This window comes from Arthrobacter sp. UC242_113 (genome assembly GCF_044054585.1).
In the GTDB taxonomy this organism is placed as follows: domain Bacteria; phylum Actinomycetota; class Actinomycetes; order Actinomycetales; family Micrococcaceae; genus Arthrobacter.
This window is the reverse complement of the sequence record NZ_CP171968.1, coordinates 2,070,872-2,097,730: the sequence shown is the minus strand read 5'-3', so window position 1 is coordinate 2,097,730 and position 26,859 is coordinate 2,070,872. Positions and strand designations below refer to the sequence as shown.

Annotated in this window: 28 protein-coding genes and 1 other RNA gene; 24 read left to right on the top strand and 5 right to left on the bottom strand. The window is 64.4% G+C overall.

From position 1 onward, the window contains the following. The first annotated feature begins 1 nt into the window (after window position 1). Genes ACHMXB_RS09475 through ACHMXB_RS09440 form a run of 8 tightly spaced genes read left to right on the top strand, consistent with a single transcriptional unit; the run spans window position 2 to window position 8,819 of the window. Window positions 2-703 carry a transferase gene (locus ACHMXB_RS09475; protein WP_395404723.1) on the top strand — a complete coding sequence of 234 codons (702 nt, stop codon included), beginning with the start codon at window positions 2-4 and terminating at the stop codon, window positions 701-703. Beyond that, entirely contained in the window at window positions 700-1,752 is a 1,053-nt protein-coding gene (locus ACHMXB_RS09470) for an N-acetylneuraminate synthase family protein (RefSeq protein ID WP_395404721.1), read from the top strand. The genes ACHMXB_RS09475 and ACHMXB_RS09470 overlap by 4 nt, the downstream gene beginning before the upstream one ends. A 1-nt stretch (window position 1,753) precedes the next feature. After that, window positions 1,754-2,908: a UDP-N-acetylglucosamine 2-epimerase gene (gene neuC, locus ACHMXB_RS09465; RefSeq protein ID WP_395404719.1), complete on the top strand. Its 1,155-nt coding sequence runs from the start codon at window positions 1,754-1,756 to the stop codon at window positions 2,906-2,908. 5 nt (window positions 2,909-2,913) lie between these two features. Then, window positions 2,914-3,972, top strand: a complete 1,059-nt coding sequence (locus tag ACHMXB_RS09460; protein WP_395404717.1) for a sugar phosphate nucleotidyltransferase — start codon at window positions 2,914-2,916, stop codon at window positions 3,970-3,972. Continuing rightward, window positions 3,969-4,985, top strand: coding sequence for an SDR family NAD(P)-dependent oxidoreductase (locus ACHMXB_RS09455; protein ID WP_395404715.1), 1,017 nt, complete (start codon window positions 3,969-3,971; stop codon window positions 4,983-4,985). Before ACHMXB_RS09460 ends, ACHMXB_RS09455 begins: the two co-directional genes overlap by 4 nt. A 21-nt stretch (window positions 4,986-5,006) precedes the next feature. Next, complete coding sequence (locus ACHMXB_RS09450; protein ID WP_395404713.1) at window positions 5,007-6,161, top strand: aminotransferase class I/II-fold pyridoxal phosphate-dependent enzyme; 1,155 nt, start codon at window positions 5,007-5,009, stop codon at window positions 6,159-6,161. Window positions 6,162-6,204: 43 nt separating this feature from the next. Then, a complete protein-coding gene (locus tag ACHMXB_RS09445) occupies window positions 6,205-7,590 on the top strand; it encodes a lipopolysaccharide biosynthesis protein (RefSeq protein ID WP_395404711.1) in 1,386 nt (461 codons plus the stop codon). After that, window positions 7,587-8,819, top strand: coding sequence for an acyltransferase family protein (locus ACHMXB_RS09440; RefSeq protein ID WP_395404709.1), 1,233 nt, complete (start codon window positions 7,587-7,589; stop codon window positions 8,817-8,819). Before ACHMXB_RS09445 ends, ACHMXB_RS09440 begins: the two co-directional genes overlap by 4 nt. Before the next feature lie 198 nt (window positions 8,820-9,017). Here ACHMXB_RS09440 and ACHMXB_RS09435 read toward each other — a convergent pair whose 3' ends face one another. Next, complete coding sequence (locus ACHMXB_RS09435; RefSeq protein WP_395404707.1) at window positions 9,018-10,817, bottom strand: GH25 family lysozyme; 1,800 nt, start codon at window positions 10,815-10,817, stop codon at window positions 9,018-9,020. 409 nt (window positions 10,818-11,226) lie between these two features. Here ACHMXB_RS09435 and galE point away from each other — a divergent pair, with 409 nt between their 5' ends. The 15 genes from galE (at window position 11,227) to ACHMXB_RS09360 (ending at window position 23,960) form a co-directional block, all read left to right on the top strand. Continuing rightward, the gene (gene galE, locus ACHMXB_RS09430) at window positions 11,227-12,276 is read left to right on the top strand and encodes a UDP-glucose 4-epimerase GalE (protein WP_395404705.1); all 1,050 of its coding nucleotides are present in this window, start codon (window positions 11,227-11,229) and stop codon (window positions 12,274-12,276) included. 127 nt (window positions 12,277-12,403) lie between these two features. Then, window positions 12,404-13,627 (top strand): CpaF family protein, encoded by a 1,224-nt coding sequence (locus ACHMXB_RS09425; RefSeq protein WP_395404703.1) that lies wholly within the window; start codon window positions 12,404-12,406, stop codon window positions 13,625-13,627. After that, the gene (locus tag ACHMXB_RS09420; protein WP_395404701.1) at window positions 13,627-14,481 is read left to right on the top strand and encodes a type II secretion system F family protein; all 855 of its coding nucleotides are present in this window, start codon (window positions 13,627-13,629) and stop codon (window positions 14,479-14,481) included. The genes ACHMXB_RS09425 and ACHMXB_RS09420 overlap by 1 nt, the downstream gene beginning before the upstream one ends. Beyond that, window positions 14,478-15,419 (top strand): type II secretion system F family protein, encoded by a 942-nt coding sequence (locus tag ACHMXB_RS09415; protein ID WP_395404699.1) that lies wholly within the window; start codon window positions 14,478-14,480, stop codon window positions 15,417-15,419. The genes ACHMXB_RS09420 and ACHMXB_RS09415 overlap by 4 nt, the downstream gene beginning before the upstream one ends. A gap of 80 nt (window positions 15,420-15,499) precedes the next feature. Next, a complete protein-coding gene (locus ACHMXB_RS09410) occupies window positions 15,500-15,733 on the top strand; it encodes a hypothetical protein (RefSeq protein WP_395405217.1) in 234 nt (77 codons plus the stop codon). A gap of 3 nt (window positions 15,734-15,736) precedes the next feature. Continuing rightward, the gene (locus ACHMXB_RS09405; protein ID WP_395404697.1) at window positions 15,737-16,132 is read left to right on the top strand and encodes a TadE family protein; all 396 of its coding nucleotides are present in this window, start codon (window positions 15,737-15,739) and stop codon (window positions 16,130-16,132) included. Continuing rightward, window positions 16,113-16,688 carry a hypothetical protein gene (locus ACHMXB_RS09400; protein ID WP_395404695.1) on the top strand — a complete coding sequence of 192 codons (576 nt, stop codon included), beginning with the start codon at window positions 16,113-16,115 and terminating at the stop codon, window positions 16,686-16,688. Before ACHMXB_RS09405 ends, ACHMXB_RS09400 begins: the two co-directional genes overlap by 20 nt. Before the next feature lie 65 nt (window positions 16,689-16,753). Beyond that, the gene (locus tag ACHMXB_RS09395; RefSeq protein ID WP_395404693.1) at window positions 16,754-17,167 is read left to right on the top strand and encodes a pilus assembly protein TadG-related protein; all 414 of its coding nucleotides are present in this window, start codon (window positions 16,754-16,756) and stop codon (window positions 17,165-17,167) included. A gap of 60 nt (window positions 17,168-17,227) precedes the next feature. After that, the gene (prfB, locus tag ACHMXB_RS09390) at window positions 17,228-18,343 is read left to right on the top strand and encodes a peptide chain release factor 2 (protein ID WP_395404691.1); all 1,116 of its coding nucleotides are present in this window, start codon (window positions 17,228-17,230) and stop codon (window positions 18,341-18,343) included. 175 nt (window positions 18,344-18,518) lie between these two features. Further along, entirely contained in the window at window positions 18,519-19,343 is an 825-nt protein-coding gene (gene ftsE, locus ACHMXB_RS09385) for a cell division ATP-binding protein FtsE (protein WP_395404689.1), read from the top strand. Next, the gene (gene ftsX / locus ACHMXB_RS09380; RefSeq protein WP_395404687.1) at window positions 19,340-20,254 is read left to right on the top strand and encodes a permease-like cell division protein FtsX; all 915 of its coding nucleotides are present in this window, start codon (window positions 19,340-19,342) and stop codon (window positions 20,252-20,254) included. The genes ftsE and ftsX overlap by 4 nt, the downstream gene beginning before the upstream one ends. A gap of 24 nt (window positions 20,255-20,278) precedes the next feature. Continuing rightward, window positions 20,279-21,715: a peptidoglycan DD-metalloendopeptidase family protein gene (locus ACHMXB_RS09375; protein ID WP_395404685.1), complete on the top strand. Its 1,437-nt coding sequence runs from the start codon at window positions 20,279-20,281 to the stop codon at window positions 21,713-21,715. 127 nt (window positions 21,716-21,842) lie between these two features. After that, on the top strand, window positions 21,843-22,313 hold the full coding sequence (smpB, locus tag ACHMXB_RS09370; protein ID WP_395404683.1) for an SsrA-binding protein SmpB: 471 nt from the start codon (window positions 21,843-21,845) through the stop codon (window positions 22,311-22,313). A gap of 121 nt (window positions 22,314-22,434) precedes the next feature. After that, window positions 22,435-22,803, top strand: a transfer-messenger RNA (tmRNA) gene (gene ssrA, locus ACHMXB_RS09365). A 173-nt stretch (window positions 22,804-22,976) separates the two neighbouring features. Then, on the top strand, window positions 22,977-23,960 hold the full coding sequence (locus ACHMXB_RS09360) for a S1C family serine protease (protein ID WP_395404681.1): 984 nt from the start codon (window positions 22,977-22,979) through the stop codon (window positions 23,958-23,960). Window positions 23,961-24,018: 58 nt separating this feature from the next. Here the strand turns inward: ACHMXB_RS09360 and ACHMXB_RS09355 are convergent, their stop codons facing one another. Then, window positions 24,019-24,153 carry a hypothetical protein gene (locus tag ACHMXB_RS09355; protein ID WP_262982881.1) on the bottom strand — a complete coding sequence of 45 codons (135 nt, stop codon included), beginning with the start codon at window positions 24,151-24,153 and terminating at the stop codon, window positions 24,019-24,021. 91 nt (window positions 24,154-24,244) lie between these two features. After that, window positions 24,245-24,607, bottom strand: coding sequence for a hypothetical protein (locus tag ACHMXB_RS09350; protein WP_395405215.1), 363 nt, complete (start codon window positions 24,605-24,607; stop codon window positions 24,245-24,247). Between the two features lie 22 nt (window positions 24,608-24,629). Here ACHMXB_RS09350 and ACHMXB_RS09345 point away from each other — a divergent pair, with 22 nt between their 5' ends. Next, a complete protein-coding gene (locus ACHMXB_RS09345; protein WP_395404679.1) occupies window positions 24,630-26,018 on the top strand; it encodes an MFS transporter in 1,389 nt (462 codons plus the stop codon). Here ACHMXB_RS09345 and ACHMXB_RS09340 read toward each other — a convergent pair. Then, window positions 26,005-26,370, bottom strand: coding sequence for a fluoride efflux transporter FluC (locus ACHMXB_RS09340; protein WP_395404677.1), 366 nt, complete (start codon window positions 26,368-26,370; stop codon window positions 26,005-26,007). The genes ACHMXB_RS09345 and ACHMXB_RS09340 overlap by 14 nt on opposite strands. Then, the gene (locus ACHMXB_RS09335; protein WP_395404675.1) at window positions 26,367-26,855 is read right to left on the bottom strand and encodes a fluoride efflux transporter FluC; all 489 of its coding nucleotides are present in this window, start codon (window positions 26,853-26,855) and stop codon (window positions 26,367-26,369) included. Before ACHMXB_RS09335 ends, ACHMXB_RS09340 begins: the two co-directional genes overlap by 4 nt. Window positions 26,856-26,859: the final 4 nt, after the last annotated feature.

Sequence of the window (26,859 nt, the reverse complement as noted above, 5' to 3'; positions counted from 1 at the left end):
GGTGGGCGCCTGGCTGATCCTCGGGGCATCCGGGCACGCGCGCAGCCTTGCGTCGATCGTCAACGGCCGCGGAGACCACGTTGCCGCCGTTTCTGACGCGGGACTGACCGGAGCAGCCCGGGACTCCGCAGCGTCGCAACGGGGCCTCAGTCCCTTTGCTGCCGCAGACGGACGAACTCCCACGGTGTTTGTCGACGACGATGAAGCGCTGAGGTTTGCCGCGGAAATGTCCCTGTCGATCGCCGTCGGCATAGGGGACAACGGCGCACGGAACCGCATCGCGGAGTCAATCATCGCTTCACCGGAGCTGGCCCGACTCACCGGTCCATTGGTCGCGGCAAGTGCCACCGTTGATCCCACAGCCCGCCTCGGGGCCCTTGCACAGGTCTGCGAGCACGCCCACGTGGGCCCGCTGGCCGATATTGGCTCAGCGGTCATCGTCAACACAGGCGCCATCGTCGAACACGAGGTCGGGGTCGGACCCGGGACGCACCTCGCCCCGGGGTCAGTGCTTTTGGGGGCCTCGTTCGTGGGCAATAGAGTATTTGTTGGGTCAGGCGCCCGCGTCCTTCCCGGCTGCACCGTGGGAGGACTGTCTGTGATCGGTGCGGGCGCTGTCGTGACGCGTGATCTCGCCGGGGGAGCAACCTACATTGGCGTTCCGGCCCGGGAATTGACATCCAAGAAAGGCGCAACCCTGTGACCATCGAATCCAAAGCCCAGCACGTTACGTTCGGACCGCACCGCATCGGCCCTGCCGAGGAAATCTTCGTCATCGCCGAGGCCGGAGTGAACCATGACGGTGACGTCGCAGTTGCCCATGAACTTATCGACATGGCGGCCGACACGGGTGCCAACGCGGTGAAGTTCCAGACGTTCAAGCCCGAAACCCTGGTCACGGAAGCTGCAGACACCACGCCGTACCAGAAAAAGGCCGGGTTCGCCGAGTCCCAGTCCGAGATGCTGAGGCGTCTGACGCTGCCCGAGACCGCCTGGGTTGAGCTGCGGGATCACTGTTCCGAGCGGGGGATCACCTTCCTCTCCACACCCTTTGACTACGACAGCGCACGGATGCTGGCGGACATCGGTGTTCCGGGACTCAAGATCGGCTCCGGAGAGTTGACGAACACCCCTTACCTGGCCGCCATCGCCGAGTTCGGCATTCCGATGATCGTGTCCACGGGAATGGGGACCCTGGACGAGATCGCCGCGGCGCTCGAGGCTACGGCCAAGGCGCCTGCGACCGTCCTGCTGCATTGCGTCTCTGCGTACCCCGCACCTTTGGACGAGGCCAACCTGCTCGCCATCCCAGCGATGCGGAAGGAATTCGGCGTCGAGGTCGGCTGGTCCGACCACACGCCGGGCTCCCTGACGGCCATCGCTGCCACTGCTCTGGGGGCGACGCTGTTGGAAAAGCACATCACCACCGACAAGACGCGCAACGGTCCGGACCACTCCGCGTCACTTGAGCGCGCCGAGTTCGAGGACTACGTGCGCTCCGTCCGTGACGTCTACCGTGCGCTGGGGGACGGCAACAAGCGCAGGATGCCCAGCGAGGAAGCGAACGCCGGACTGGTGCGGCGCTCTTTCCATGCCGTCCGGGACATCGCAGTCGGCGCTGTGATCACGGAGGCCGACGTCGCCATCCTCCGCCCGGAGGGCGGACTCCTGCCGTCGGCACATGTTGTGGGCCGCTCGGCGGGCCGCGCCGTGAAGGCCGGAACGCCGATGACCGCCGAGGACCTGGCCTGACGTGCGGGTACTGGGATTTGTAGGGACGCGGGCGGATCTCTTCCCACTCGCCCCGGTCCTTGTCCAGCTGGCCGAAAATCCCGACGTGGAGTTGCACGTAGCAACTGCTGTCGGGTTCCCGGCCGGGACAGCAGCCAGCCGGCTTGCTGAGGCAGGACTGCAGGACGGTGCATTCGTGCACCATGACCTGGGGCTCCACCTCGATGATGCATCGGTCCTGGGCCAGCTGGCGCTGGGCCCGAAGCTGTCCGGGAACATGGCCGACCTGATTCAGCGGAGCCAGCCAGACGCCGTCGTCGTTCTCGGCGACCGGTGGGAGCTGCTCTATGTCGTCCCGTCCGTTGTTGTTTCAGGTGTGAGGCTGGTGCATCTCCATGGCGGGGAAGTCACCGAAGGGGCACTCGATGAGCGCGTCCGGCACGCTGTGACCAAGCTGGCGGACCAGCATTGCGTGAGTACGGCCGGGGCCGCACGCCGGGTGGCCCAGCTTGGCGAATCGCCGGAACGGATCCACCAAACAGGCGCCCCCGGGCTCGACCGGTTCAGGAAGCCGAATCCACTTACAGATGACGAGTTCCACGCAGAGTTTGGCCGGCCCCTGATCCGTCCGCTGCTGATGGTCACGTACCACCCGCCCACAGCCGAGATGTCCGGGAACGCCGGTGCCTTGGCACGTCAGGTGTTCGACGAGTCGATAGGAGCGGCAGGCACAGCGATTCTGACCTATCCGGGTTTCGACGCCGGGCGCAACGAAATCGTGGCCGAACTTGAGGAGATTGCCTCCGGCGGCACCGCGATCGTGCGGGAGAGCCTGGGACCGCTTTATCCCCGTGTCATGGCGACCATCGATGCCCTGGTGGGGAATTCTTCCTCGGGAATTCTCGAGGCCGCAACCTTTTCCGTGCCGGTCGTCAACGTAGGAGACCGGCAAAAAGGCCGCGAAAGCGGCGCCAACGTCATCCACTGCCGCGACGAGCGTCCGGGGATCCACGCTAGTATTGAAAAGGCTTTGAGCGCGGAGTTCCAGGAATTGGCCCGTCAGGTGGTCAATCCGTATGGGGACTCGCATTCGTCCAAACGGATCGAACGCGTAGTGGTTGGCAGCGGACGGACCCCGCTAACCAAAGCCTTCATAGACATCGGCGCTGGAGAATGACACGTATGAGTATTGACGGGCCCCTCGGCAACGTCTGCATCGGGCAGGACGCCACTGTAAGGCAGGCGCTGGAGACTATCGACCGCGGCGCGTCCGCGATAGCCCTCGTCACCGACGAGTCAGGCAAGCTCCAGGGAGTGCTTACGGACGGTGACATCCGCCGCGGACTGCTCAAGGGGGCCGAACTCGACGGACTCGTCCACGAGTACGCCAACCGGGCACCGCACGTCGTCGGGCCCGATGCCACGCGCGCCTCCGTGCTGGACCTGATGCGCAGCCTGCGTATCAGTGAAGTTCCGGTGGTGGATGATTCCGGCAAGCTCATCGGGTTGCACACGCTCAACGACATTGTGGGCCGGTCGTCCTTGAGCAATATTGCCGTCATCATGGCCGGAGGCAAGGGCACGCGCCTGGGCGCGCTGACCAAGGACACCCCGAAGCCGCTGATGACCGTGGCCGACCGCACCATCATCGAATGGATCATCCTCGGGCTGGTCGAATCGGGCGTCACGAACATCTACGTCTCGGTGGCGTATCTGGCCGAAAAAATCATGGCCCACCTGGGCGACGGTTCCCGCCTCGGCTGCACCATTAAGTATCTGCACGAGGACCCGACCAAGCCCCTCAACACTGCCGGTGCGCTGGGTCTGCTTCACCACGAGCGGCCCGACATTTCCGAGCCGGTGCTTGTCACCAACGCCGATCTCATGGTGCGATATTCGGCAGCTGAGCTTCTCGCCTTCCACGCGTCCAAGAACGCGAGCGTGACCGTTGCTGCCCGGCCGTACGTCCACCAGGTGCCTTTCGGCGTCCTGGACATCGGTGAGGGGCGGTCAATCTCCGCTGTGGTGGAGAAGCCGAGCATCGAATTCGAAATCAGCACGGGCATTTACGCTGTGTCGCCTGAGGCGCTCGCGCTGGTGCCGTACCTTGAACCTTTTTCCATGCCGGAACTCGTTCAGGCCTGCATCGAGCAGTCCAAGACAGTGGCCGCATGGCCGATCGAATCCGATTGGATCGACGTCGGAACTCCCAAAGACCTAGCAACAGCGAAAGGCCAGTGATCACCTTGAATCAGCAGAACCTAACGGGCAAGACCGTGGTTGTTACGGGCGCTGACGGCTTCATCGGAAGCCACGTCACCCAGCGGCTGATCGCCCAGGGCGCCAACGTGCGGGCCCTTTGCGTTTACAACTCCAACGGTTCCTATGGGTGGCTTGATGACCTGAGCCCGGAAGAGCGCGACTCCGTCGATCTTCGCCTCGGCGACATCCGCGACGCGGAGTATGTCTCCGACCTGGTTGCTGGTTCGGACGTTGTCCTCCACCTCGCTGCACTCATCGCGATTCCCTACTCCTACGAGGCACCTCGCTCGTACGTGGAGACGAACGTCGTGGGCACGCTGAACGTACTCGAGGGCGTGCGCCGCCACAATGTGCCGCGCTTGGTCAACACCTCTACGTCAGAGGTCTACGGCACCCCCAAGACCGTGCCGATCACCATCGAAAACGAGCTCCGCGGCCAGTCCCCGTACAGCGCGACGAAGATCGCCGCCGACAAGCTCTGCGAGGCGTGGGCGAGCTCCTTCGAGACTCCCGTTGTGGTGCTGCGCCCGTTTAACACCTACGGTCCCCGGCAATCTGCGCGTGCGGTCATCCCGACGGTGCTGCAGCAGATGGTGGCCGGAGCGGACAAGATCCACCTCGGCTCGCTGACCCCCCGCCGTGACTTCACGTACGTCACCGACACTGCCGAGGGATTCGTGAAGGCAGCCAGCGCGGACATCCCGCTGGAGGGTCAGGTCATTCAGCTCGGCACCGGATACGACGTCTCCATCGGGGAACTCGTTGAAATGGCCCGCAAGGTCACTGGATCGACGGCGGAGATCATTACTCAGGACGAGCGCGTCCGCCCGGAAGCCAGCGAAGTCATGCATCTTCTTTCGGACCCGTCGCAGGCGCTGGCCGAACTGGGGTGGGCACCGCAGGTAAGCCTTGAAGAGGGCCTGCGCGAGTCTGCCGAATGGATCAAGGCCCGCGGCGTGGACCTTTCCGCAGCCGCACGATACTCCCGATAAGTTTTGCCAGAAAGGTCAATTGTGGCGAGCCGCATCCCCCTAGCAGTCCCCAACATCGGTGAACGTGAAGCCGAGCTCGTGAACGAAGCCGTCGCCAGCGGATTTGTCTCTTCCGTGGGGCAGTTCGTCTCCGAATTCGAACAGAAGTTCGCTGACTATGTTGGCGCCAAGCACGCCGTGGCATGCGCTTCGGGAACGGCGGCACTTCACATCGCCATGCGCCTGGCCGACGTTCAGCCGGGGGACCTGGTTGCGGTGTCGGACTTTACCTTCATGGCGAGCTCCAACGCAGCGTCCTACCAGTTCGCCGACCTGCTCTTGGTGGACTCGCTGGCCGAGTCCTGGTGCATGGACGTTGAAAGCCTGCGCCGGGAGATTGAGCGCAGGATGGCGGCGGGGGAGAAGCTGCCCAAGGCAATCGAGATCGTGCACATCCTAGGCCAGCCAGCCGACGCCCAGGCCGCGCGAGAACTTGCCGACGAATACGGCATCATCCTGATCGAAGATGCCGCCGAGGCTCTCGGCGCGATGTGGACCGAGGGGCCGCTCGAAGGCCGGCACGTCGGGACGGTCGGCCACATGGGTGCGTTCTCGTTCAATGGAAACAAGATCATGACCACCGGGGGCGGCGGGATGTTCACCACCGACGATCCGGAGCTCGCGGCCAAGGCGAAGCACCTTTCGACTCAGGCCCGGCTCCCGGACCGTGGCTACCTGCACGACGAAATCGGCTTCAACTACAGGCTGACGAACATCGCCGCGGCTCTCGGAGTAGCACAGCTCGAGCGGCTCGACGGGTTTGTTGCCACAAAGCGCAAAATCGCGGCGCGATACGCTGACGCCTTCGCCGGAACCGGGATCCAGATACCGCCCAACCTTCCAGGGCAGGAGTCCACATACTGGCTGTACTCGGTGCTTGTCCCTGTATCGCGTGGAGCCGGGGCCCGGGACGAACTTCAGGACTTCCTGGCAGAGGTCAATATCGAATCGCGTTCCCTGTGGCGGCCGCTGCACATGCAGCCGCCCTTGAAGGATGAAGTGACCCTCGACGGCGCCACCGGTGAAGATCTGTTCGCCCGCGGCCTTTCGCTCCCATGCTCGACTGACCTTACGGATGAGGACCAGGACCGGGTCATCGGGCGGGTGCACGAATGGTTACGACTCAGCGGTGAGTAGCGCCGGGCGGGCAGATCTTGCCGAGTCCGGGAACAGTAGCGCTATGGAAAGAACTGGCAGAAACTCCGTCCTGTATCTGGCCGGCGCGCTCATGCAAGGTCTTGGCATCTTCCTGGTGCAGCCCTTCGCCCTCCGTGTGCTCAACAACGATGCCGAGTGGCAGGAACTGTTCCTGGCCGTCTCTGTGATCCAGATCGGTGTGGTTCTTGGCGCCGCCGGACTTCCGCTTGCGATCACCAAAACGTGGTTCGATAATAATGGCGCGGCCAAAGCCCGCTCCATCAGCGGCTTTCTGAGCCTGTTCGGCGCGGTCGTGGGCATTCTCGCGGCGGCTGTCTACTGGTGGGTGGCTCGCGGTAGAGAGGGGACATTCAGCTTTACCATTGCGCTCCTGACCATGGGCCTGCTCGCCACGGTGTTGGCCGCCCAGGCACTGCTTCGCGCTCAGGGACGGCCCGTTGCCTTCGTGCTGCTCAGCCTCGGGTCATCGGTGGCCGCCTATGGCGCGGGACTGCTCGCAATGCTGCTGGTAAGCGCCACCGCCAGCGTGTTTATGGTTGGCTTCGGAGCCGCCGTCTGCCTGACAGCCCTTGGGGCTCTGTTCGTCGCCCCGCCGTCGCAGCCATTCGCCGTGCACGGCGCCGCGAAAGAGGCGCTGCTTATTGGCCTTCCTGTGCTTCCCCACACGGGATCGATGATGTTGCTGACCCAGGGGGCAGCCTTTCTACTGGCGGCTGTGGCAGCGGAAGGCGTTTCCGGCGACTACGGCAAAGTGCAGATCTTCGTCTTGGGCACGGTGACATTGCTGGGGGCGCTGAACAACGCCTGGGTCCCGGCGATCATGTCGGCAAAGCCGGATGAGCGGCCGGAACGCATGCGTTCAGTGATGAAGACCGCAAGTCTCGCCGGCCTGGCGATCGTCGTAGTGGCGAGCGGCGGAGCCAATGTGGTTACCCACGTCATGGCCGTCGGACGGGAAGACCTGATTCCGGTGGCACAGATCATGCCCCTTATCGCCCTGGGGTACCTGCTGTACCTTAACGCCTCCTCGCTGCTCTTCGCCGACAAAGTGACATGGATTTTGGCGGTCGTGACGCCGTCGGTGCTGATCATTTCAACCCTCGCGGCCCTCTGGCCCGCGTCCAGCGGGAACCTGGTGCTCATGGCGGCAACATCCGCGGGCTCGTTTTTCCTGCTGGGCGGGGTCTACTTTTTGGTAGCACGACGGCGGGCCCCCGGCGGGTGGCCGATGCGCACCTATGCGCTGTGCTGTCTTGCCGCGATCGCGTATGTCGTGGTGCTCTTGATGGTGCCGCGGGACATCGTGTCCGGCCTCATCACAGCAGGCGTGCTGGCTGTGGCATCAGGGTGCGGACTGGCACTATGGCAGCAGCGCAGGGCAAAGCGGACGGGAAAGGCTTCACAATGACTGGCACCAGCGGCGTCGAAACGGCCGCGCCCCCGACGTCGGCCACGGAACGCGTGGCGGCAAAGCCGGCACCGCGGACAATTGTCTTCTTCGATTTCGCCCGTGGCATTTCCGCCCAGGCAGTTGTGCTGGGCCACGCACTCAACATCTTCGTGCCGGGCATCTTCATGGTCCCCGGACACCGGGTCTTCTACATCCAGTCCTTCGCCGTGGTCATTTTCTTCGTCCTCTCGGGGTATCTGATCACCAGTGCCGTGCTCAAGAAACGGAGCCACGCAGGGTTTACCTTCGGCAACTACCTGATGGACCGGCTCGCGCGGGTTGTCTACCCCCTCCTGCCGGCCGTTGCCCTGATCGTTGCCTTTGATTTCCTCGTGTTCCATGGTTCCAGGCGCCTGCCGTTCATCACCATCGATCTCAGCCCGCAAGCAATTGCCGGCAGCTTCACGGTGCTGTTCAACCACCCGGTGCTCCAAGAGGTTGCCGTCCGAACCTCGACCACCTGGATCGACGTCGGTCCCGTGGGGACGGGCGCGCCGCTCTGGTCCGTAACGGCGGAATGGTGGATCTATGTGGCGTTCGGGATTCTGGCACTTACTGTGCTCAGCGGCAAGCGGATGGGGATCCTGCGGGTGGCCCTTCTGCTGTTCGCCATCGCCGTCCCTGTCGGTTACATGGCCCACGGATCCTACGAATCCCTGGCCTGGATCATCGGCATGCTGTACGCCATCGCGGGCCCGACCATGCGGAGGATGCGCGTCTCAGCTCACGTGTGGCTCTGTGGCCTGGCTTCTATTATGTTCGTGGCAGGTCTTCACTACACGGGGCAGAATCTCCACGCAGCCGTGACGGTGGCGGCGTCGGCTGTGGCGTTCTGCCACCTGTTCTTTGCATTGGAAGGAAGGGCTGCACGTACTGCTGACAGTGGGAATAGCAGCACCCGCGGCAGCCTTCGGGTATCTGCCGGCAAGTGGTTCGTTTCCGGCAGCATCTTCCTTTCCAGCTTCAGTTATTCCCTGTATCTTGTGCACTTCTCGGTGATTACGTACATCTGGTTCTACCTACATGCCGTGCTGTCGGCGTGGCAGCTGATTCTTCTGTCACTGATCATTTGTAACCTGCTTGCCTACGCGTACTACCTCCTGGTCGAGCGCCACTTCCACAAGGTCGGCAAACGGCTTAAGAGACATCTGCTGCCTCGGAAAAAAGAGCCCGCCCCCGTGCATTAAGCACCGCCTGCAATAGCGCACCGTCCACCCATCCCCGGAGACCGGGCCTCCGCTGAATGTCGGGTGTGCGCCACCGCGTCACCTGGGCCCCCGTCGTCATATTGTCACTGTACGGCCCAGCGGCGCTGTGGCCAGGCTCCCGGGTCAGACAGCCGCGCCCCTTTGCTTATCCGGCCGAGGGGCGTGGCGATATCTGATTCAGTTGGTGCGTACGGTGACCCCATTGGCACTGTAGGTGACGGATCCGCCCTGGAAAGGCACCTCCCTGTATCCGTTCCACTTGACTGCCACTCCCAGGGGGTAACCCAAGCGGGGTTGCCAGCCGGCCGCACCCCATGCTGACCAATAGGGCTCGCCGACCATGTTCGCGCCGGTGGCAACCGTGTAGTAGCTGGTCGCCCTTTCGAACGGTTGATAGCAGCCGCCGCCGTAGAGCCCACATTTCACGGGTCCCGTCGGGTACCCGACGCCTGCCTGCCAGCCGGCCCACTTCCATGATGTGAAGTAGGCCCCGAACACGGCGTGGGCGCCGGTAGTGGGGGAGAAATAGACGTTGGCCTTTTGGAAGGGCTGGTAGCAACCCCCGCCGTAAAGCCCGCAAGCGACGGGACCAGTAGGATACCCGAGCCCCTGCTGCCAGCCTGCTTCCTTCCACGCATTCCAGTACGAGCCCGTCACGGCGTGCGCACCCGTAGAGGCAGTGAAGTAGATGTTTCCCTTCTGAAACGGCTGGTAGCACCCGCCGCCATACAGGCCACAGGAGGCTGCAGCGGTGGGATAGCCGATTCCCTGCTGCCAGCCAGCAGCTTTCCACCCGGACATGTACTTGTTGGCCACGGCAAACGTACCCACGCCGGGAGTGGCATAGATGATGCCGCCCTGGAATATCTGGTGGCAAGTTGAGCTGGCCGGCGACCCGTACGGGCAGGTGACATCGCCTGTCGGATAGCCGATTGCGCTTTGCCAACCGGCCGCAGCCCAGGCGTTCCAATAGTTGCCCGTGACAGCATGCGCGCCAGTTGCGCTGGTCCAATAGATATTGCCAGCCGCATAGGACCTATAGCACCCGCCGCCGACCAGGTTGCAGATGTCGGACTGGGAAATTGCCGCTCCCATGCTCCCGGAAGCTCCGCCCAGGGCCACCCACTTGCGCTCGATGGCACCGGCGGAATTCAAACCGTTTCTTGCAAAAGTCTGCAGCTGTGCGTAACTGCCGTTCCACACGTTCGAGTCGCCCGCGAACGGCCCGCCCGGGCTAAATTGCCAGATGCTGTACTGATTCCAGCTGGACGGGATGGGACCCGCGTCGTTGGACGGAGCGTCGGGGTAATTGGCAACCCACAAGGGGTAGTCACCGAAACCAAGGGCATCGTTGGTGCACTGTTTCCACCAGCCTGTGTTCGTGTATATGACGGGCAGCCGCCCGGTCAGTGACCGCATGGTGTTGCCAAAGTCCCGGACCCACGAGACCAGCTGCTGCGGCGATTTGTCGTAGCAGGCATTTCCATGGTAGAAGCCGTTGATTGTCATGCCGGCGTAGGGATTGAATTCGAAGTCCAGCACTGGGGGCATGGTAAAGCCATCACCCGTCCAGCCACCGCCGTTCGCTACGAAGAAACGGGCCTGATCTGCGCCAGAAGAGGCGTTGGGGATTGCAAAGTGATAGGCGCCCCGGAGCATGCCCACGTTGCGGGCGCCCAGATATTGCGAAGAGAAGCTGCCGCTGACGTAGTAGTTTCCCTCGGTGGCCTTGACGTATGCAAAGCGCGAGCCCATGTTCCATTGCTGTTGCCAGTTCACGGCGCCTTGGTGGCTGCTGACATCCTGGCCCTTGACGCCAAAGGACGGGACCCACGTAGCCTCTGTTACAGCATCGCGCCGCGACTGCGCGGCAAGTGGATTGCCCTGGCCCATCTGCGCGCCGTCTGCGCCTGCCGCTGCCCGCATCGCGGCCTTCGCTGCTTCTGAATCGAGTTCTGTGCCCGGGGCAGGCTGCACGGGGGCGGTTGTTTCACCAGCGGTGGCGGTCGGCGGTGATTCCACGGCTGAAGCCGGAACCGGTGCCCCAAAACCTGCAAGAACCACGAGGGCGAAAAGGCCAGCGCTGAACGGGCCAGCAGTCCTACTCCGTGCAGTTTTGGTCTGTGTCATATATCCGCTCCGCAGTCCAGGCCTGTAGCTCTAACAGGCCAGTAGGCGCCGCCGAGCGGACGCGGTTGGGTCGCCCCCGTTCAGCCCAGCCCCAAGGGGTAGTCCTTGGCGCGGCCCACCTTACCACTCTTGTTACTGCTGGTGCCAATGGTGTACTTGGTTCCAATGTGATTTGCGGGATCCGATGATTGGCTTTTGCTACGGGGATCCCGTAGGGGATTTCAGCGCTAATCCCGGCAGCTCTAGACTGGAGGCCATGAAGGTTTTGGTCACCGGCGGCGCCGGCTACATCGGATCACATACGACTCTTTGCCTGCTCGAGGACGGACATGAGGTTGTCGTGCTCGACAACCTCATGAACTCGAACATTGAGGCAGTTCGCCGCGTTGAGGAGCTCACGGGCAAGAAGGTGGAGTTCCGCGAGGCCGACCTCCTTGACGCTGAGGCTGTTGACCAGGTCTTCGCGGAGGGCGGGTTCGACGCCGTCATCCACTTCGCCGGCCTGAAGGCCGTCGGCGAGTCCGTGGCGAAACCGCTCTGGTACTACAAGAACAACGTCGTGGGTACGCTCAACCTGCTCGAGAGCATGGACAAGGCGGGCGTCCGGCGGCTGGTCTTCAGTTCGTCGGCTACCGTTTACGGCGCTTCTGAGCACGTTCCCCTGATTGAAAAGTCTCCGCTGGACGCGACGAATCCCTACGGCAGGACGAAAGAGCAGATCGAGGACATCCTGTCCGACCTGAGCGACGCCGACCCGCGGTGGAGTATCGCACTCCTGCGCTACTTCAACCCCGTGGGCGCGCACGAATCGGGGCGCATCGGCGAAGACCCCCGCGGCATCCCCAACAACCTTTTGCCCTTCGTTGCACAGGTTGCGGTGGGGCGGCGCGAGAAAGTCATGGTGTTCGGAAACGATTACCCCACGCCAGACGGGACCGGTGTACGTGACTACATCCATGTCATGGACCTCGCAGCCGGCCACTTGGCAGCGCTGAACTACCTGCAGGCCAAGACGGGCTCGTTCCGCTGGAACCTTGGAACCGGCCGGGGTTCGTCCGTTCTGGAGGTCATCGACGCGTTCGGTGCTGCTGCAGGACATCCAGTCCCTTATGAATTCGCACCCCGGCGGCCGGGGGATGCGGCAGTCAGCTACGCAGACGCCTCCGCCGCATTGGCAGATCTGGGCTGGTCGGCCCACCGTGACCTGGCGCAGATGTGCTCCGACCACTGGCGCTGGCAGAGCGCCAACCCGTACGGCTACGCCGGCTCGGATGCGACTGAGCCGGCAACAGCCGCTAAGTCCTAAGCTTCCAGGCCCTCGCTGGCAGTTATCCACATGCTTGACTTTGTGACTTGGCTCACGAGATAGCATCCTCTAGGTTTAACCCAGATGTACTGCCCCCGCTGGGGGCGGCAGTCGTTCGGGGGAATTCATGGATGCAGTTCGCATTGTCGAGGACGAAGTCCGGGAGCTGATTCGTCGGCGGGGTCTCGATCCGTTGCACCAGACGGCCGAGGTCAGGCGGCTCGTGGAAGCGGCCGTGACCGACTATGACGAGCGCGCGCTCATGGGGCCGCTCCCGCCGTTGGGGCCGCTGGAGCCAGCACGCCGGTTTGTCTTTGACGCGGTGGCTGGGTTCGGTGCCCTCCAACCTTTTCTGGATGATCCGGGCATCGAGGAAATCTGGATCAACGCGCCCACTGAAATCTACGTCGCCCGGAACGGCGAATCCGAACTTACATCCCTTACCCTGACGGACCAGCAGGTCCGGGACCTCGTTGAGCGGATGCTGAAGAGCTCGGGCCGGCGGCTGGACATCTCATCACCCTTCGTGGACGCAGCACTGCCTGACGGATCCCGCCTGCACGTGGTCATCCCGGACGTCACCAGACGCCACTGGGCGGTCAACATCCGTAAGTTCGTTGTGAAGGCGACCCGGCTGGATCATCTCGTGGAACTGGGCACACTGACGCCTCAGTCCGGGCGCTTCCTTGGCGCCGCTGTCGCGAGCGGACTCAACATACTCGTGTCAGGCGCGACGCAGGCCGGGAAGACCACACTGCTGAACTGCCTGGCAGCCAGCATAGGCAGCCGCGAGCGGGTCATTACGGTCGAGGAGATCTTCGAACTGCAATTTCCACTGCGCGATGTGGTCGGACTGCAATGCAGGCAGCCAAACCTCGAAGGCGAAGGCGAGATACCGCTCCGCAGGCTGGTCAAGGAAGCCCTCCGCATGCGGCCTGACCGTCTAGTGGTGGGCGAAGTCCGCGAAGCGGAGAGCCTCGACATGTTGATCGCCCTCAACAGCGGCCTCCCGGGGATGTGCACGGTCCATGCCAATTCAGCACACGACGCCGTGACCAAGATGTGCACCCTGCCGCTGCTCGCCGGGGACAACATTTCCAGCGCGTTTGTGGTTCCCACGGTGGCCTCGTGCATCGATCTGGTGGTTCACTGCAGCCGCCTTGCAAACGGGCGGAGGCAGGTGACGGAAATTCTCTCCCTGGGCAGGCGGGTCGAGAACGGAATTATCGAGTCCTCGATGATTTTCTCAACGATCGGCGGCATGCTGGAACCGACGGCCAACACAATGCCGGCGGAGGAGAAATTCGCCAGAGCCGGTTACGAGGTCGCGGCACTCTTGGACCCGCGCTGATGGCTGCGCTGCTGGGGGTCCTGGTAGGAGCCGGGCTGTTCCTCATCTGGTGGTCGGCCTGGGACGAGCCCGCGCGTCCCGAGCGAGAACCGCGGACAAGCCGTCTCCATGACCTGCTGTTGTCTGCCGGCATTGAGAAGGTCACCGGCGCCGGTCTCATCGGCAGCGGCCTGGGACTCGGCGTCTTCGCGACGCTGGCTTTCTTCGCCGTGAGCAGATCCTTGCCGGTCTCCGTTTGCTTCGGCCTGTTCGGCGCCTGGCTTCCGGTGGCGGTGGTGAAATGGCGGGTCAAGCGGCGAAGCTCCGTCTTGCGGCGGGTGTGGCCCGACGTCGTGGACCATCTGCGGTCGGCCATCCGGGCCGGGTTATCCCTGCCCGAAGCGCTGATACAGCTGGGCGACAAGGGGCCGGAGGAGCTCCGGCACGTGTTTCGCGACTTCGGCTCGGATTACCGCTCGGGCGGCCAGTTCGACGCCTCGCTAAACAGGCTTAAGGAGCGGCTGGCGGACCCCGTAGCTGACCGCATCATCGAGGCTCTTCGGCTAACCCGGGAGGTGGGCGGCTCCGATCTCGGCAAGCTGCTCGGGACCCTCGCCGAGTTCCTGCGCGAAAGTGCACGGACCCGGAGCGAGCTTGAAGCACGGCAGTCGTGGACAGTCAACGCTGCCCGGCTGGCCGTCGCGGCGCCGTGGATCGTCATGTTGCTGCTGGTCAGCCGTCCGGAGGCCGTGGCTGCGTACAACACCCCCATTGGGGCGGCCGTGCTGTTGGGAGGCCTGATTGTCTCGCTGGTGTGCTATTCGGTCATGCTGAAGATAGGAGCCTTCCGGGAGGAAGAGAGGGTGCTGCGATGACCACCGTTCCAGCGGCTGCGATCATCTGCGGCGCATTCCTGGGTGCCGGTCTGTGGCTCCTCCTTGTCAGGCTCCCATTCATGCGCTCCATCAGTTTCGTGGAGCGGATCGAACCGCAGCTCAGATCCCAAAACCTCGAATCCAGGCTCCTGCGGGCGGAGGAACGCGTCCTCACTCCTTTTGGTCCCCTCGAACGCATACTCCGTCCGCTGATCAGGGAAGCCACAGCCAAACTGGCCAGATTCAACGTTGGCTCCGCCGCCCTAGGTCGCAGGCTTGCGCAAGCACGCATCGACAAGTCGCCCCTGGACTTCCGGGCCCAGCAGCTCTTCTGGGGGCTCTGCACATTCATTGCAGCTGTGAGCGTGATAGTGCTCGCAGCGCTCTCCGGGAGATTCAGCCCTGTCCTGGCCGTGGCGGTTTCCGTCGGTAGCGCGATCGGCGGATTCCTCTTCAGGGACTACTGGCTCGGAGTCCAGATCAAACGGCGGGAGGAGCGGATGCTGGCGGAATTCCCCAGCCTGGCAGAAATGATCGCACTCGCGGTGGGCGCCGGGGAGAGCGCCACCGGTGCTCTCGACCGCGTCTGCAGGACCGCCCGGGGCGAGCTCTCCAAGGAATTCAGCAGGGTCTTGGCCGAAACCCGTGCAGGCAAGCCCCTCGTGGAAGCTCTTCAGGAGTTTTCTGCGCGCACCGATCTGGGACCGCTCATCCGCTTTGTTGACGGCATCATCGTGGCCGTGGAACGCGGGACGCCACTGGCCGAAGTCCTTAGGGCCCAGGCCCAGGACGTCCGCGACACGGCCAAGCGTGAGCTGATGGAGTCCGCCGGCAAGAAGGAGATCGCGATGATGGTGCCGCTTGTCTTCGGTGTGCTGCCCCTGACAGTGGTGTTTGCCGTGTTCCCCGGAATAGCGGCACTCAGCCTGAATTTTTGACGCCGCTGCTCCGGCATCCGCCGGCAGCGCCCACATCCAACAATCAAACAACTCCGAGAAAAGGGAAGCACATGACATTCATGGCCAGGCACGGACTTGCACTTGTCGCCGCAGTGGCGGCGCTGATCGGCCGCTCCTTGACCGTGGCCCCGCGACCCCGGAAGACCTACGCGGACCATCCTGAACGCGGGGATGTGCCCGGATGGGTCATGATCACCCTGATGTCCGCGGTCCTGGTTGCCGCGCTGCTGGCCGTGGCCGGCCCGGCCCTGGAAGCCATGTTCAACCAGGCGATGGACACGGTCGGAAAGTAGCCCGTGAACGAAACCGGTGCGGCCACTTCCGGACGCGAGCGCGGCGCTGCCGTTGTCGACTTCGTGCTCGTGGGAGCCCTGCTGACAATGTTTTTTGTCTCCATCGTTCAGCTCGCAATTATCCTGCACGTCCGGAACACACTCATCGACGCTGCGGCGTCCGGCGCCCGGCACGGAACCTTGGCCGACCGCAGCGCGGACGACGCCCGGCACCGTACCAGTGAGCTCATCGGCACGGCGCTCAATGCCGACTTTGCCCGCGACATTGAAACACGTGAAGTTGTTTTCCAAGGGATGCGCACACTGGAGGTGACCGTTCGGGCCCCACTGCCGGTCATCGGTCTGATCGGTCCGCGCGGAGGGCTGGAGGTCACCGGCCATGCCGCGGTCACCGGCTGACCGCAGGCGGCGCCACTCCACCAAGCATTTTACGGACAGGATCCGGGAGGCTCTGTGCCGCGGCGCCGGCGGTGCTCCTGGTCCCTGCGGCAGCCTTGGCGCCCAAGGCACTCATGACCCCGGGAACGCAGGGGACGACGTCGGGCAGCGGGGGAGTGCGGTCGTGGAGTTCACGTTCCTCGGACTGCTCCTCATGGTTCCCGTGGTGTACTTCATCATCACTGTTGGGCAGCTTCAAGGCGGCTCGTTCGCCGTGGTGGGCGCAGCGGACCAGGCCGCCAAAGTCTTCGTGGCCCAGCCCGATGCCCCGTCGGGCCGGGCAGCCGCTGAGCAGGCCACCATGGTGGCCCTTGCTGACTACGGCCACCCGGTCGGGAACGCCAGCGTCGAGATCCACTGTGACTCTGGCGGCGACTGCACCGCGGCCGGCTCGGCGGTCACCGTCACCGTCCGGCTCACTGTGCCGCTGCCCTTCGTCCCCTTCGGGGAGGCAATGCGCCTCAACGCCGGCCAGCTCAGCGCTTCGGCCACCCAGGTTGTGGGCAGGTTCCGTTGACGCCTCCCGCAGCCACCCGCACCCCCGCCGGACCAGCGCGAACCCGCCGCGATGAGGACGGTCAAATGACAGTCCTCATCATCGGGTTCGTCATGCTGGCCCTGCTTGTCAGCACCGTGGTCATGGCGGCGTCCAGCCTTTACATCGAGCACAAGAAACTCCTGTCGCTCGCGGACGGCGCCTCCGTGGCCGCCGCCGACTCCTACACACTTGGCCAGGTGGAAACGGCCAGCGGCACTCCGTCGGCACTGCTGAATGGTGACAGAGTCCGGAACGTCGCCGCCGATTATCTCAGCCGCAGTGGCGCCTTCGGCCGCGTCGACGGACTGGCCGTCGCAGCCGGAACAGGGACGCCGGACGGTTCCACCTCTGTCGTGGTACTCAGCGCCACCGTGCACCCGCCGGTGGTCAATTTCCTCATCCCGGACGGCATAACCATTGCCGCCACGTCCACCGCACGCTCGCGGCTGACCCGTTAGCTCAAGCCGCCGGTCCCACCGTCAGGCCGGTCAGGACGAATAGCGTACGCTTAAACAACCATGGCTCAAATTGATTTTGCTGCAGAAATCCGCGCGCTGCGCGGCACCTATACCTCCATCGAGAAGGTCACCGATGTCGAGGCGCTCAAGGAAGAGATCGCAGAACTGAGCGAGCGGGCCGGGGAGCCGAACCTGTGGGATGACCCCGCGGCAGCCCAGATTATTACCTCACGGCTGTCGCACCGCCAATCCGAGCTGGAGCGGCTGAACACGCTGGTTTCCCGCATCGACGACCTTGAGGTGCTGGTGGAGCTCGGCCAGGACGAGGACGACGCCGACTCCATGGGGGAGGCTGAGTCGGAGCTTGAGTCCATCCGCAAGTCGCTGAAGGACCTCGAGGTCGTCACCCTGCTCTCCGGCGAGTACGACGAGCGCGAGGCCGTGGTCACTATCCGCTCCGGCGCCGGCGGCGTGGATGCCGCGGACTTCGCCGAGATGCTGCTGCGCATGTATCTCCGGTGGGCAGAGCGCCATGGCTACCCCACCACCGTCATGGACACCTCCTACGCGGAGGAGGCGGGCCTCAAGTCCGCCACCTTCGAGGTCAACGCGCCATACGCATTCGGCACGCTGAGCGTTGAGGCCGGAACGCACCGGCTGGTCCGGATCAGCCCGTTCGACAACCAGGGGCGCCGGCAGACCTCCTTCGCTGCCGTGGAAGTCATTCCCCTCATCGAACAGACAGACTCCATAGACATCCCGGACAATGAAATCCGCGTGGACGTCTTCCGCTCGTCCGGCCCCGGCGGCCAGTCGGTTAACACCACCGACTCCGCCGTGCGACTGACCCACATCCCAACCGGGACCGTGGTATCCATGCAGAACGAGAAGTCGCAGCTGCAGAACCGCGCTGCCGCGATGAGGGTGCTCCAGTCGAGGCTCCTGCTGCTCAAGAAGGAGCAGGAGGACGCCGAGAAGAAGGCGTTCGCCGGCGACGTAAAGGCCTCCTGGGGCGACCAGATGCGCTCCTACGTCCTGAACCCGTACCAGATGGTCAAGGACCTCCGGACCGAGCACGAAGTGGGAAACACCACCGCCGTGCTGGACGGCGCCATTGACGACTTCATCGAAGCCGGGATCCGCTGGCGCACTGACAACCGCAACGCCGAACGCTAGACGCACCCGCCCGGGCGAGGAACCCAATCCCGCGACACGCCCCTCTTACTCCCGCCTGAGCATGGTAGCCCGTGCGTATAGTCGAGAGGCCGGAGCTCTTCTTCCCCCTAGAGAAAGCCCCCGCACCGGTTGCAGACCATGCCCATAAAGCCGTGTCCTGCAGGGTTTTAGGGTCATGATCCGTTTCGAAAATGTCACCAAGGTCTACGACCAGAAAGCCAGGCCCGCCCTGGATTCTGTCAGCCTTGAAATTGACCGTGGTGAATTCGCCTTCCTCGTCGGCGCGTCGGGATCCGGCAAGTCCACGTTCCTGCGCCTTGTCCTCAAGGAAGACCGCGCCACCTCCGGCACGGTCCACGTCGCCGGCCAGAACGTCGCCAACATCTCCAGCTGGCGCGTTCCCCGCCTGCGCCGCGGAATCGGCGTGGTGTTCCAGGACTTCCGCCTGCTGCCGCAGAAGAACGTGTTCGCCAACGTCGCCTTCGCCATGCAGGTCATCGGCAAGAGCCGCAGCGTCATCCGCGACACTGTCCCCGAAGTGCTCAAGACCGTAGGCCTGGAGGGCAAAGAAAAACGCATGCCGCACGAGCTCTCCGGCGGTGAGCAGCAACGCGTGGCCATTGCCCGCGCCGTGGTCAACCGCCCGGGCATCCTCCTGGCCGACGAGCCCACCGGCAACCTGGACCCCACCACGTCCATGGGCATCATGGGCGTCCTGGACAAGATCAACCAGAACGGCACCACGGTGGTCATGGCCACCCACGACGACGACATCGTCAATGAGATGCGCAAGCGCGTCGTGGAACTCAAGAACGGCAAAGTCATCCGCGACGAAGCCCGGGCCCTCTACACGTCGATGATTCCGGTGGTAGGCCAGTCCCGAAGGCTCAAGGATGCCAGCGGACGCGATGAGTCCAGGGACTCCGACCGCCAGGCTGCCGGCGGCCGGGCTGCCGGCGAACAGGCAGCGCGCGAGCAGGCAGGGGAGGGCCGGCTGTGAGGCTCCAGTTCATCCTCGGCGAGATCGGCGGCGGACTGCGCCGCAACCTGTCGATGGTCGTCTCCGTCATCCTGGTGACCTTTGTGTCGCTGACCTTCGTCGGCGCCGCCGGCATGCTCCAGCTCCAGATCAACCAGATGAAGGGCTACTGGTACGACAAGGTCCAGGTGGCCATCTTCCTGTGCGGGGAAGGGGCGACGGCGGCCGGTTGCGCCTCGGGGCCGGTGACGGCGGAACAGCAGGACAACGTGCGGACCCTGCTGGAATCGCCAGCGGTGGCCCAGTACGTCAACGATTTCCAGTTCGAATCCAAGGACGACGCCTACAAGCACTTCAAGGAGCAGTTCTCGAACTCTCCAATCGTGGATTCGGTCACGCCGGACCAGCTTCCCGCCTCGTTCCGGATCAACATGAAGGACCCGGAGAAGTACCAGATCATCAGCGAGACGTTCTCCTCGCAGCCGGGCGTCGAAACTGTCATCGACCAGCGGCAGGTTCTCGAGCGGCTCTTCTCCGTGATGAACGCGGCGTCCCTCGTGGCAGTGATAATCGCCGGTGTAATGACCGTGTGCGCCATCCTGCTCATCGCCACTACAATCCGGCTTTCGGCCTTCAGCCGGCGGCGGGAGACCGGCATCATGCGGCTCGTGGGAGCGTCAAAGACAGTGATCCAGCTGCCCTTCATCCTGGAGGGCGTGATTGCCGCGGTGATCGGGGCCGCCCTCGCGTCCGGGACACTGTGGGCCGTGGCCCACTTCTTCCTGGGCGAGTACTTGTCCAAGCAGTATCCGGATACGGCGTTCATCTCGCCGGCGCAGACGCTGCTCATCGCCCCGGCGCTCGTCGGGCTGGGTGTCGTTCTGGCGGGTACTTCATCTCTGCTCACTCTGCGCCGATACTTGAGGGTGTAGGCCATGCTCATCGAAGGAATGCCCATGACCAGTTCCGGCAGGCCCGTGCGACGAAGCCCGGGCGGGCGCCAGCGCAGGGGTCTTAGTGCCGCCGTGGCGCTGGTGCTGGCCGCGAGCCTGGGGGCGTCGGCTCCTGCCGCCTTCGCAGACGACCTTGAAGACCAACAGGCCGCCCTGAAAGCCGAAGCTGCCCGGGTCCAGCAGTCGCTCGAATTCGTCGACGCAAAAATTACCAAAGCTGTCGGCGACCTGGTGATCTACCGGGGCCAGCTTCCGGCCGCGCAGCAAGCGCTTCTCGAGGCCCAGGGCCGGGTGGCGAGTGCCGTCAAGGAAGTGGAGGCCCTCGCTGCCAGGGTGGATCTGGCCCAGCAGAACAAGGCCAAAATCACCCAGCAGCTGGATGCCGACAAGCAGAAGATCGCCAGCACGAAGAAGCTGATCGGCCAGATCGCGACGCAGGCGTACAAGTCCGGCGGTGTGCCGTCGGATCTCACCCTGTTCTTCGGTTCCAACAACACGGGCAGCCTCACTGACACGATGGACATGGCCGACCAGGCATTGCGTAGCCAGAACTCCGCAATGGACAAGCTCACGCAGCAGAACGCCACCAACGTCAACTCGCAGGCACGCCTGCAGGCAGTGGAAGCTGAGATCAGGGACCTCAAGGCCAAGGCCGATGCGGCGCTGGCCAAAGAGAAGGCCGCCCGCAACGAGGCCGCCGCCAAGAAGGCCAAGGTGGACAAGCTCATCGCCGACACCACCCGCCTCAACAATGAACTCGAGGCGGCAAAGCCCGGCATCCAGAAGAAGCTGGCCACCGTCAAGACACGTCAGCAAGCCGTCGCGGCCGAAATTGTTGAACGCGACCGTAAGCTACGCGAGGCTTGGCTGGCCGAACAGCGCCGCATAGCTGAGGCCGCTGCCGCAGAAGCCCGGGCGCGGGCCGAAGCGGATGCCCGGGCCCGGGGTGATGCCGAAGCTGCGGCCCGCGCGCGGATCGTGCAGCCGTACGTGCCGCCGGTGACCGGGCCGCCGTCGGCCTTTGGCCTCCGCCACCCGTTCCCCGGCAGCGTACCCATCACGTCAGGTTTTGGATGGCGGGCGACGCCGCCCGGCACCATCGATTTCTACGGTGCCGGCGGCTACATGCACACGGGCATTGACTTCGGTGCCGCTTGCGGCACGCCGGTGTACGCGGCGGCAGCCGGCGAAGTTTTCTCGGCTGGCTGGGCGGACGACGGCGGCGGGAACAACGTCAAAATCTCGCACGGTGTGGTCCAGGGCAACTCGCTGACCACGATCTACTACCACAACACCAGTGTGGTGGTCTCGCCCGGACAGCAGGTCAGCCAGGGCCAGCTCATCGCATACTCGGGCACCACGGGAAACTCCACCGGCTGCCACTCGCACTTCGAGACCTGGCTGAACGGTGAAGCCGTTGACCCGATGCGCCTGCTCTGACCGGGGCAGGACAAGCGGGCAGCGGCACCCTGGCGGCGGCGGCCGGCGGGTGCACCTGCCGTAGAATAGTAAGACTTTGTTCCGGTGCCGCCGGGACAGCCTGTACCGAGAACTGAGGAGTTGAACCGTGCCTAAAGAAAGTGGCCGAAAAGTCGTGGCCACCAACCGGAAGGCCCGGCACGACTACCACGTCATGGACACCTACGAGGCCGGCATCGCTCTCATGGGGACGGAGGTCAAGTCCCTCCGCGAAGGCCACGCTTCCATGGTTGACGGGTTCTGCACGTTCTATAACGACGAGCTGTGGATGGAGGGCATCCACATCCCTGAATACAACCAGGGAAGCTGGACCAACCACGCGGCGCGCCGGCGGCGGAAACTCCTGCTGCACCGCGAGGAACTCATCAAGATCTCGCACAAGATCCGCGAATCCGGCTTCACCATTGTGCCCCTGCAACTGTACTTCGTGGACGGACGCGCCAAGGTGGAAATCGGAATTGCGCGCGGTAAAAAGGATTACGACAAGCGCCAGTCTTTGCGCGAGCAGCAGGACAAGCGCGAGGCCCTCCGCGTCATGCGGGAACGTAATCGGCGCTAGGACGGAAAGGCCGACGCGCGGTACAGGTGCTGGAATCAATACCGGCCCCGATGCGTTATGCTAGGTAGTCCGGCAGGGATCTGGTCCAGAACCTGGCCAAGCCGGTTTGGTAACAAAATACGGGGATGATCGGTTTCGACGATGTTAGTCGCGACAGGTGAAGCGGGCCGAGGATGCAGAATTATCTCGTAAACGCTGTCTGCAAACCAATAAGTGCCGAATCTAAGCGCACTGACTTCGCTCTTGCTGCCTAAGCAGTAAGACAGTCCGTCAGCCCGAGGTTGCTATCGCCCCGGATCCTGGCGTCATTTAGATAGCCACTGCTGTTTACTCCCGTCATCGGAGTAAACGGGACTTTTAGATGACTGGGCCCGGATCAGCCGCCTGTTTGCAGGACGGCTGGGGCCGAGAATATCCGACGCAAACTGCGCCCGGAGAAGCCCTGACAACACGACATCGGACGGGGGTTCAATTCCCCCCATCTCCACTGAATCCCGTTACCCAACGGGGAATGCCCGGACCTCGGTCCGGGCATTCCTTGTTTAAGCCAGTCGCTGCCGTTCACCCACGGCGTAGCCCGCACGGGACTACCTGCCCTCCCTGCGTGGTTGTGACAGGTATCACGAATCCAGCGATTCGAAACCAGCGGTAGGGAGGCATGCCATGTCCACGGCGGCTGCAAACGAACCGGGTCCCGTCGACGACGGCGCGGCCCTCGACTCCTATTCGGAGACGGTCATCAGGGTGGCCAGGACCGTCACACCCTATGTGGCCGCCGTCGAGATGACCGGGAACCGCCGCAACGGACGGTTCCGGGTCGGCGCCGGATCCGCGGTCCTGTTCACCGAGGACGGCTACCTGCTGACCAACGCCCACGTGGTGGCTGGCACCCAGAAGGGCCGCGCCGTCTTCGCTGACGGCTCCGGCACGGACCTTGAGGTGGTGGGGGCGGATCCGTTGTCTGATCTGGCGGTGGTCCGCGGCCGCGCCCCCCACGTGGCGCCTGCGGAGTTCGGGGACGCCGAGTCACTGCAGGTGGGGCAGTTGGTGATTGCCGTCGGAAACCCGTTGGGACTCTCGGGCTCGGTGACGGCAGGTGTGGTCAGCGGGCTGGGACGCGCCATCCCTGTGTGGGCCGGACGCAACCGCAGGGTCATTGAGGACGTCATCCAGACCGATGCGGCCTTGAATGCCGGCAGTTCCGGCGGGGCACTGGCCGACTCCCGAAGCCGGATCGTTGGAATCAACACTGCGGTGGCCGGTGCCGGGCTGGGGCTGGCTGTTCCCATCAACAGGACATCGCGCCGGATCATTTCCGCACTTCTGTCGGACGGCCGGGTCCGGCGCGCCTATCTCGGCGTGGTCAGCACCCCGATCCGGCTGGGCGCCAGCGAAGTGGTCCGCACCGGGCAGCGGGAGGGGCTGCGCGTCGTGGAGGTGCTCTCGGGTTCCCCGGCCGAGCAGGCGGGGCTAAAGACGGGCGATGTGCTGCTGCGGGTAGGCTCCCGCGCCGTCAGCAATGCCGAGAGCCTGCAGAAGCTCCTCTTCGCCGAGGCCATCGGCGTCCCGATGAACATAGCCGTCCTGCGCGACGGCCACTTAACCGACGTCGCAGCCGTCCCCGGCGAGATGGCGGACTGGGGATAGACACAAAGAACGGGGTGGCCAGGGAATCCTGGCCACCCCGTCCGGTGGTACTGGGCAATCAGCGTTTCTTCAGATGCGCTACGGGGTCCACTGCTCCCTCATGCGGGGCCTTGGCCTTCTTATCCGCGCGTTTCTGCTTGATGGTTTTGCCCGCTTTTTTCTGCTGTTGCTGGTGCGGCGATTTGTCCGGCATGGCGTGCTCCCTCGTCCGAGGGGCAGGAGGGTGCCCCTCCCTACGTAAATTACGCCTGTTTCAGCCCAGATGTAACTGCCCGGATTACCCGTCAGCCCGTGACGTCGGCGATTCCCACAAACCTGGTGCCCACGCCGTCGAACTCGCTCCGCACGAAGCCGGGCGCGGGCGGGGGAACCTCGGATGGGCGGTGATGATCGCACACGACGTACGTGAAGTCCGGCCACCACTTCTTTGGCCGGGCCGCCTCTTCGTAACCGCAGACCGCGCAGACGAGGTGCACCCACACCGGCCTTTTCCCTGTCCGGTTGGCGCGGGACTGGACGAGCCACGCAGGCGGATTGTCCAGCAGTTCGCCGAGCTGGGCTTCGGTCAGAAGCTTGGGAATGCCGTGGCGCTGCGCCATTTCCAGTGGTACATCCAAGGCAATTGCTGCGTCACGTCTGCTGATCATCCAGTCCACGATACGGTAAGTCATGAGCGATGCCAGCCAGACCACTGCTCCCACGCGTCTCCAGCGACAGGTGCTGGCTGTCGCGATCGTCGCGTCCTTCATGGCGATCCTCGACAGCTTCGTTGTCAGCCTGGCGCTGCCCGCCATCGGACGGGAACTCGGCGGCGGCCTCCGCATCCAGCAGTGGGTGGTGGATGCCTACCTCCTGACGCTCGGGGCGCTCATTCTGGCGGCCGGCTCACTCTCGGACCATTTCGGACGGGTGCGTGTGCTGCAGTGGGGGCTGGGCGGGTTTGCCCTCACTTCGGTCCTCTGCGGGGCAGCATGGACCGGTGAAGTGCTGGTGGTCAGCCGGGGTCTGCAGGGAGTGGCCGGAGCACTCTTGGTGCCCAGTTCGCTGGCGCTGATCGTCAGCCACTTCGACAGCGGCGCCCAGGGGGCGGCCATCGGCAAATGGTCGGCGTGGACCAGTGCCGCCGCTATCGTGGCCCCCTTGATCGGCGGCGTATCAGTGGACCTGCTCTCGTGGCGGGTTATCTTCTTCGTCAACGTCCTTCCCGCGGCGGCCATCTGGCCCGTGCTGGCCAGGCTGCGGAAGGCCGACGCCGTCCCCGGCCCGGCCGGCAGCATCGACATAGTCGGGGCGCTCCTGGCCGTCATCGCCCTGGGCGGACCGGTGTACGCGCTGATCGAGCAGGGGACTGCGGGCTGGGGCAGTCCGCAGGTCTGGCTGCCGCTGGCGGCAGGCCTCGTGGCCACGGCTTTTTTCCTCATCCACGAATCGCGCACTGCCGCGCCGCTCCTGCCCCTGGGCATGTTCACGGTCCGGAACTTCGGCTGGGGCAACATCGCCACCGCCGCGATCTACGGCGGATTTTCCCTCGGGTTCTTTGCGCTGGGTATCTATATCCAGCAGGTCGGCGGCATGAAGGCGACCACCGCCGGCCTGGCGCTGCTGCCCTCAACGGTGATCCTGATGCTGCTGGCATCGTTCTTCGGTGGCTTGGCCGGCAAGTACGGTCCACGGTGGTTCATGACAGCCGGTCCGGTGCTGTGTGCGGCGGGATTCCTGCTGACGCTGTCCGTTGGCGGCTCCCTGAATTACTGGACCCAGATCCTGCCCGGGCAGGTGGTCTTCGGCCTCGGCCTATCCATGACAGTGGCACCCTTGACGGCGGCCATCCTGGGATCAGTCCCTGAGAAGCAGGCAGGGGTTGGCTCGGCGGTGAACAATGCTGTTTCGAGGATTGCCGGCCTGGTCTGCATCGCCTTTGCGGGCTTCATCGTCGGTCCGGAACTGACGACGCCGGGCCTGCACCGCGCGCTGCTGGCCACCGCCGCGCTGCTGCTGCTGGGCGCGGCCTGCTCCGCCGTCGGAATCCGCAACCCGGTGCCGGCTAGCCGCCGCTGACCGCGATTCCCGCCGCCGCAGCAGCCAGCCCCAGCACCAAATTGGCGAGGATGTTGGCGGCGGCGGCGAGGTAGCGCCGTTCGCTGGCCAGCCGCACCGTCGCAGTGGTCCAGGAACTGAAAGTGGTCAGGCCGCCGGCGAATCCGGTGGCCAGTGCAGAGTGCCATTCGGGGCCGAACACCGCGGTGACGCCCACGGACAGCCCGATCACGAACGAGCCGGCCACATTGACCAGCAGGGTAGCCCAGGGCCAGTGCCGCCGCGGCGACGGGAAGCCGGCCAGCCAGCCATCCACAGCGAACCGGAGAAGGGCGCCGGCGATGCCGAAAACACCCACGAGGAGCGCCGTCACTGTCCAACACCACGGGCAGCACCACGGGCAGCGCGGCGGTAAGCACGGGGAGCGCCGAGTACCCTGCCGGTCCGCCAGCCAGCGGCAGCGGCCGCCAGCCCCAGCAGGACGGACAGCCCCACATAGAGAAGACCCAACACGGGCAGGCCTCCCCGGGTCAGCTGGTCCGAGGAAAATACGACGGCGGAGAAGGTGGTGAAAGAGCCCAGCACCCCCGGACCGATTGCCGCGCGGAGCCAGAACGCGGTCCGCGGCCGCGCGATCCAGACGGTGGTGAGGGCCGCCAGCACGAAGCTGCCAGCGATGTTGATGCCCAGCGTGGCCCACGGCAGCTCTCCCGCCTGGTCCGGGAACAGCAGGCCCAGCCCGTACCGGAGTTCAGTGCCCAGCAGACCGCCGGCGGCCACGGCCGTCCAGACCCGCCAGCCGTAGCCGGAGCCAGTCGTGGGGGCGGCGCCGGTGCTGCCGGCCAGGGGAGCCCGCACCAGT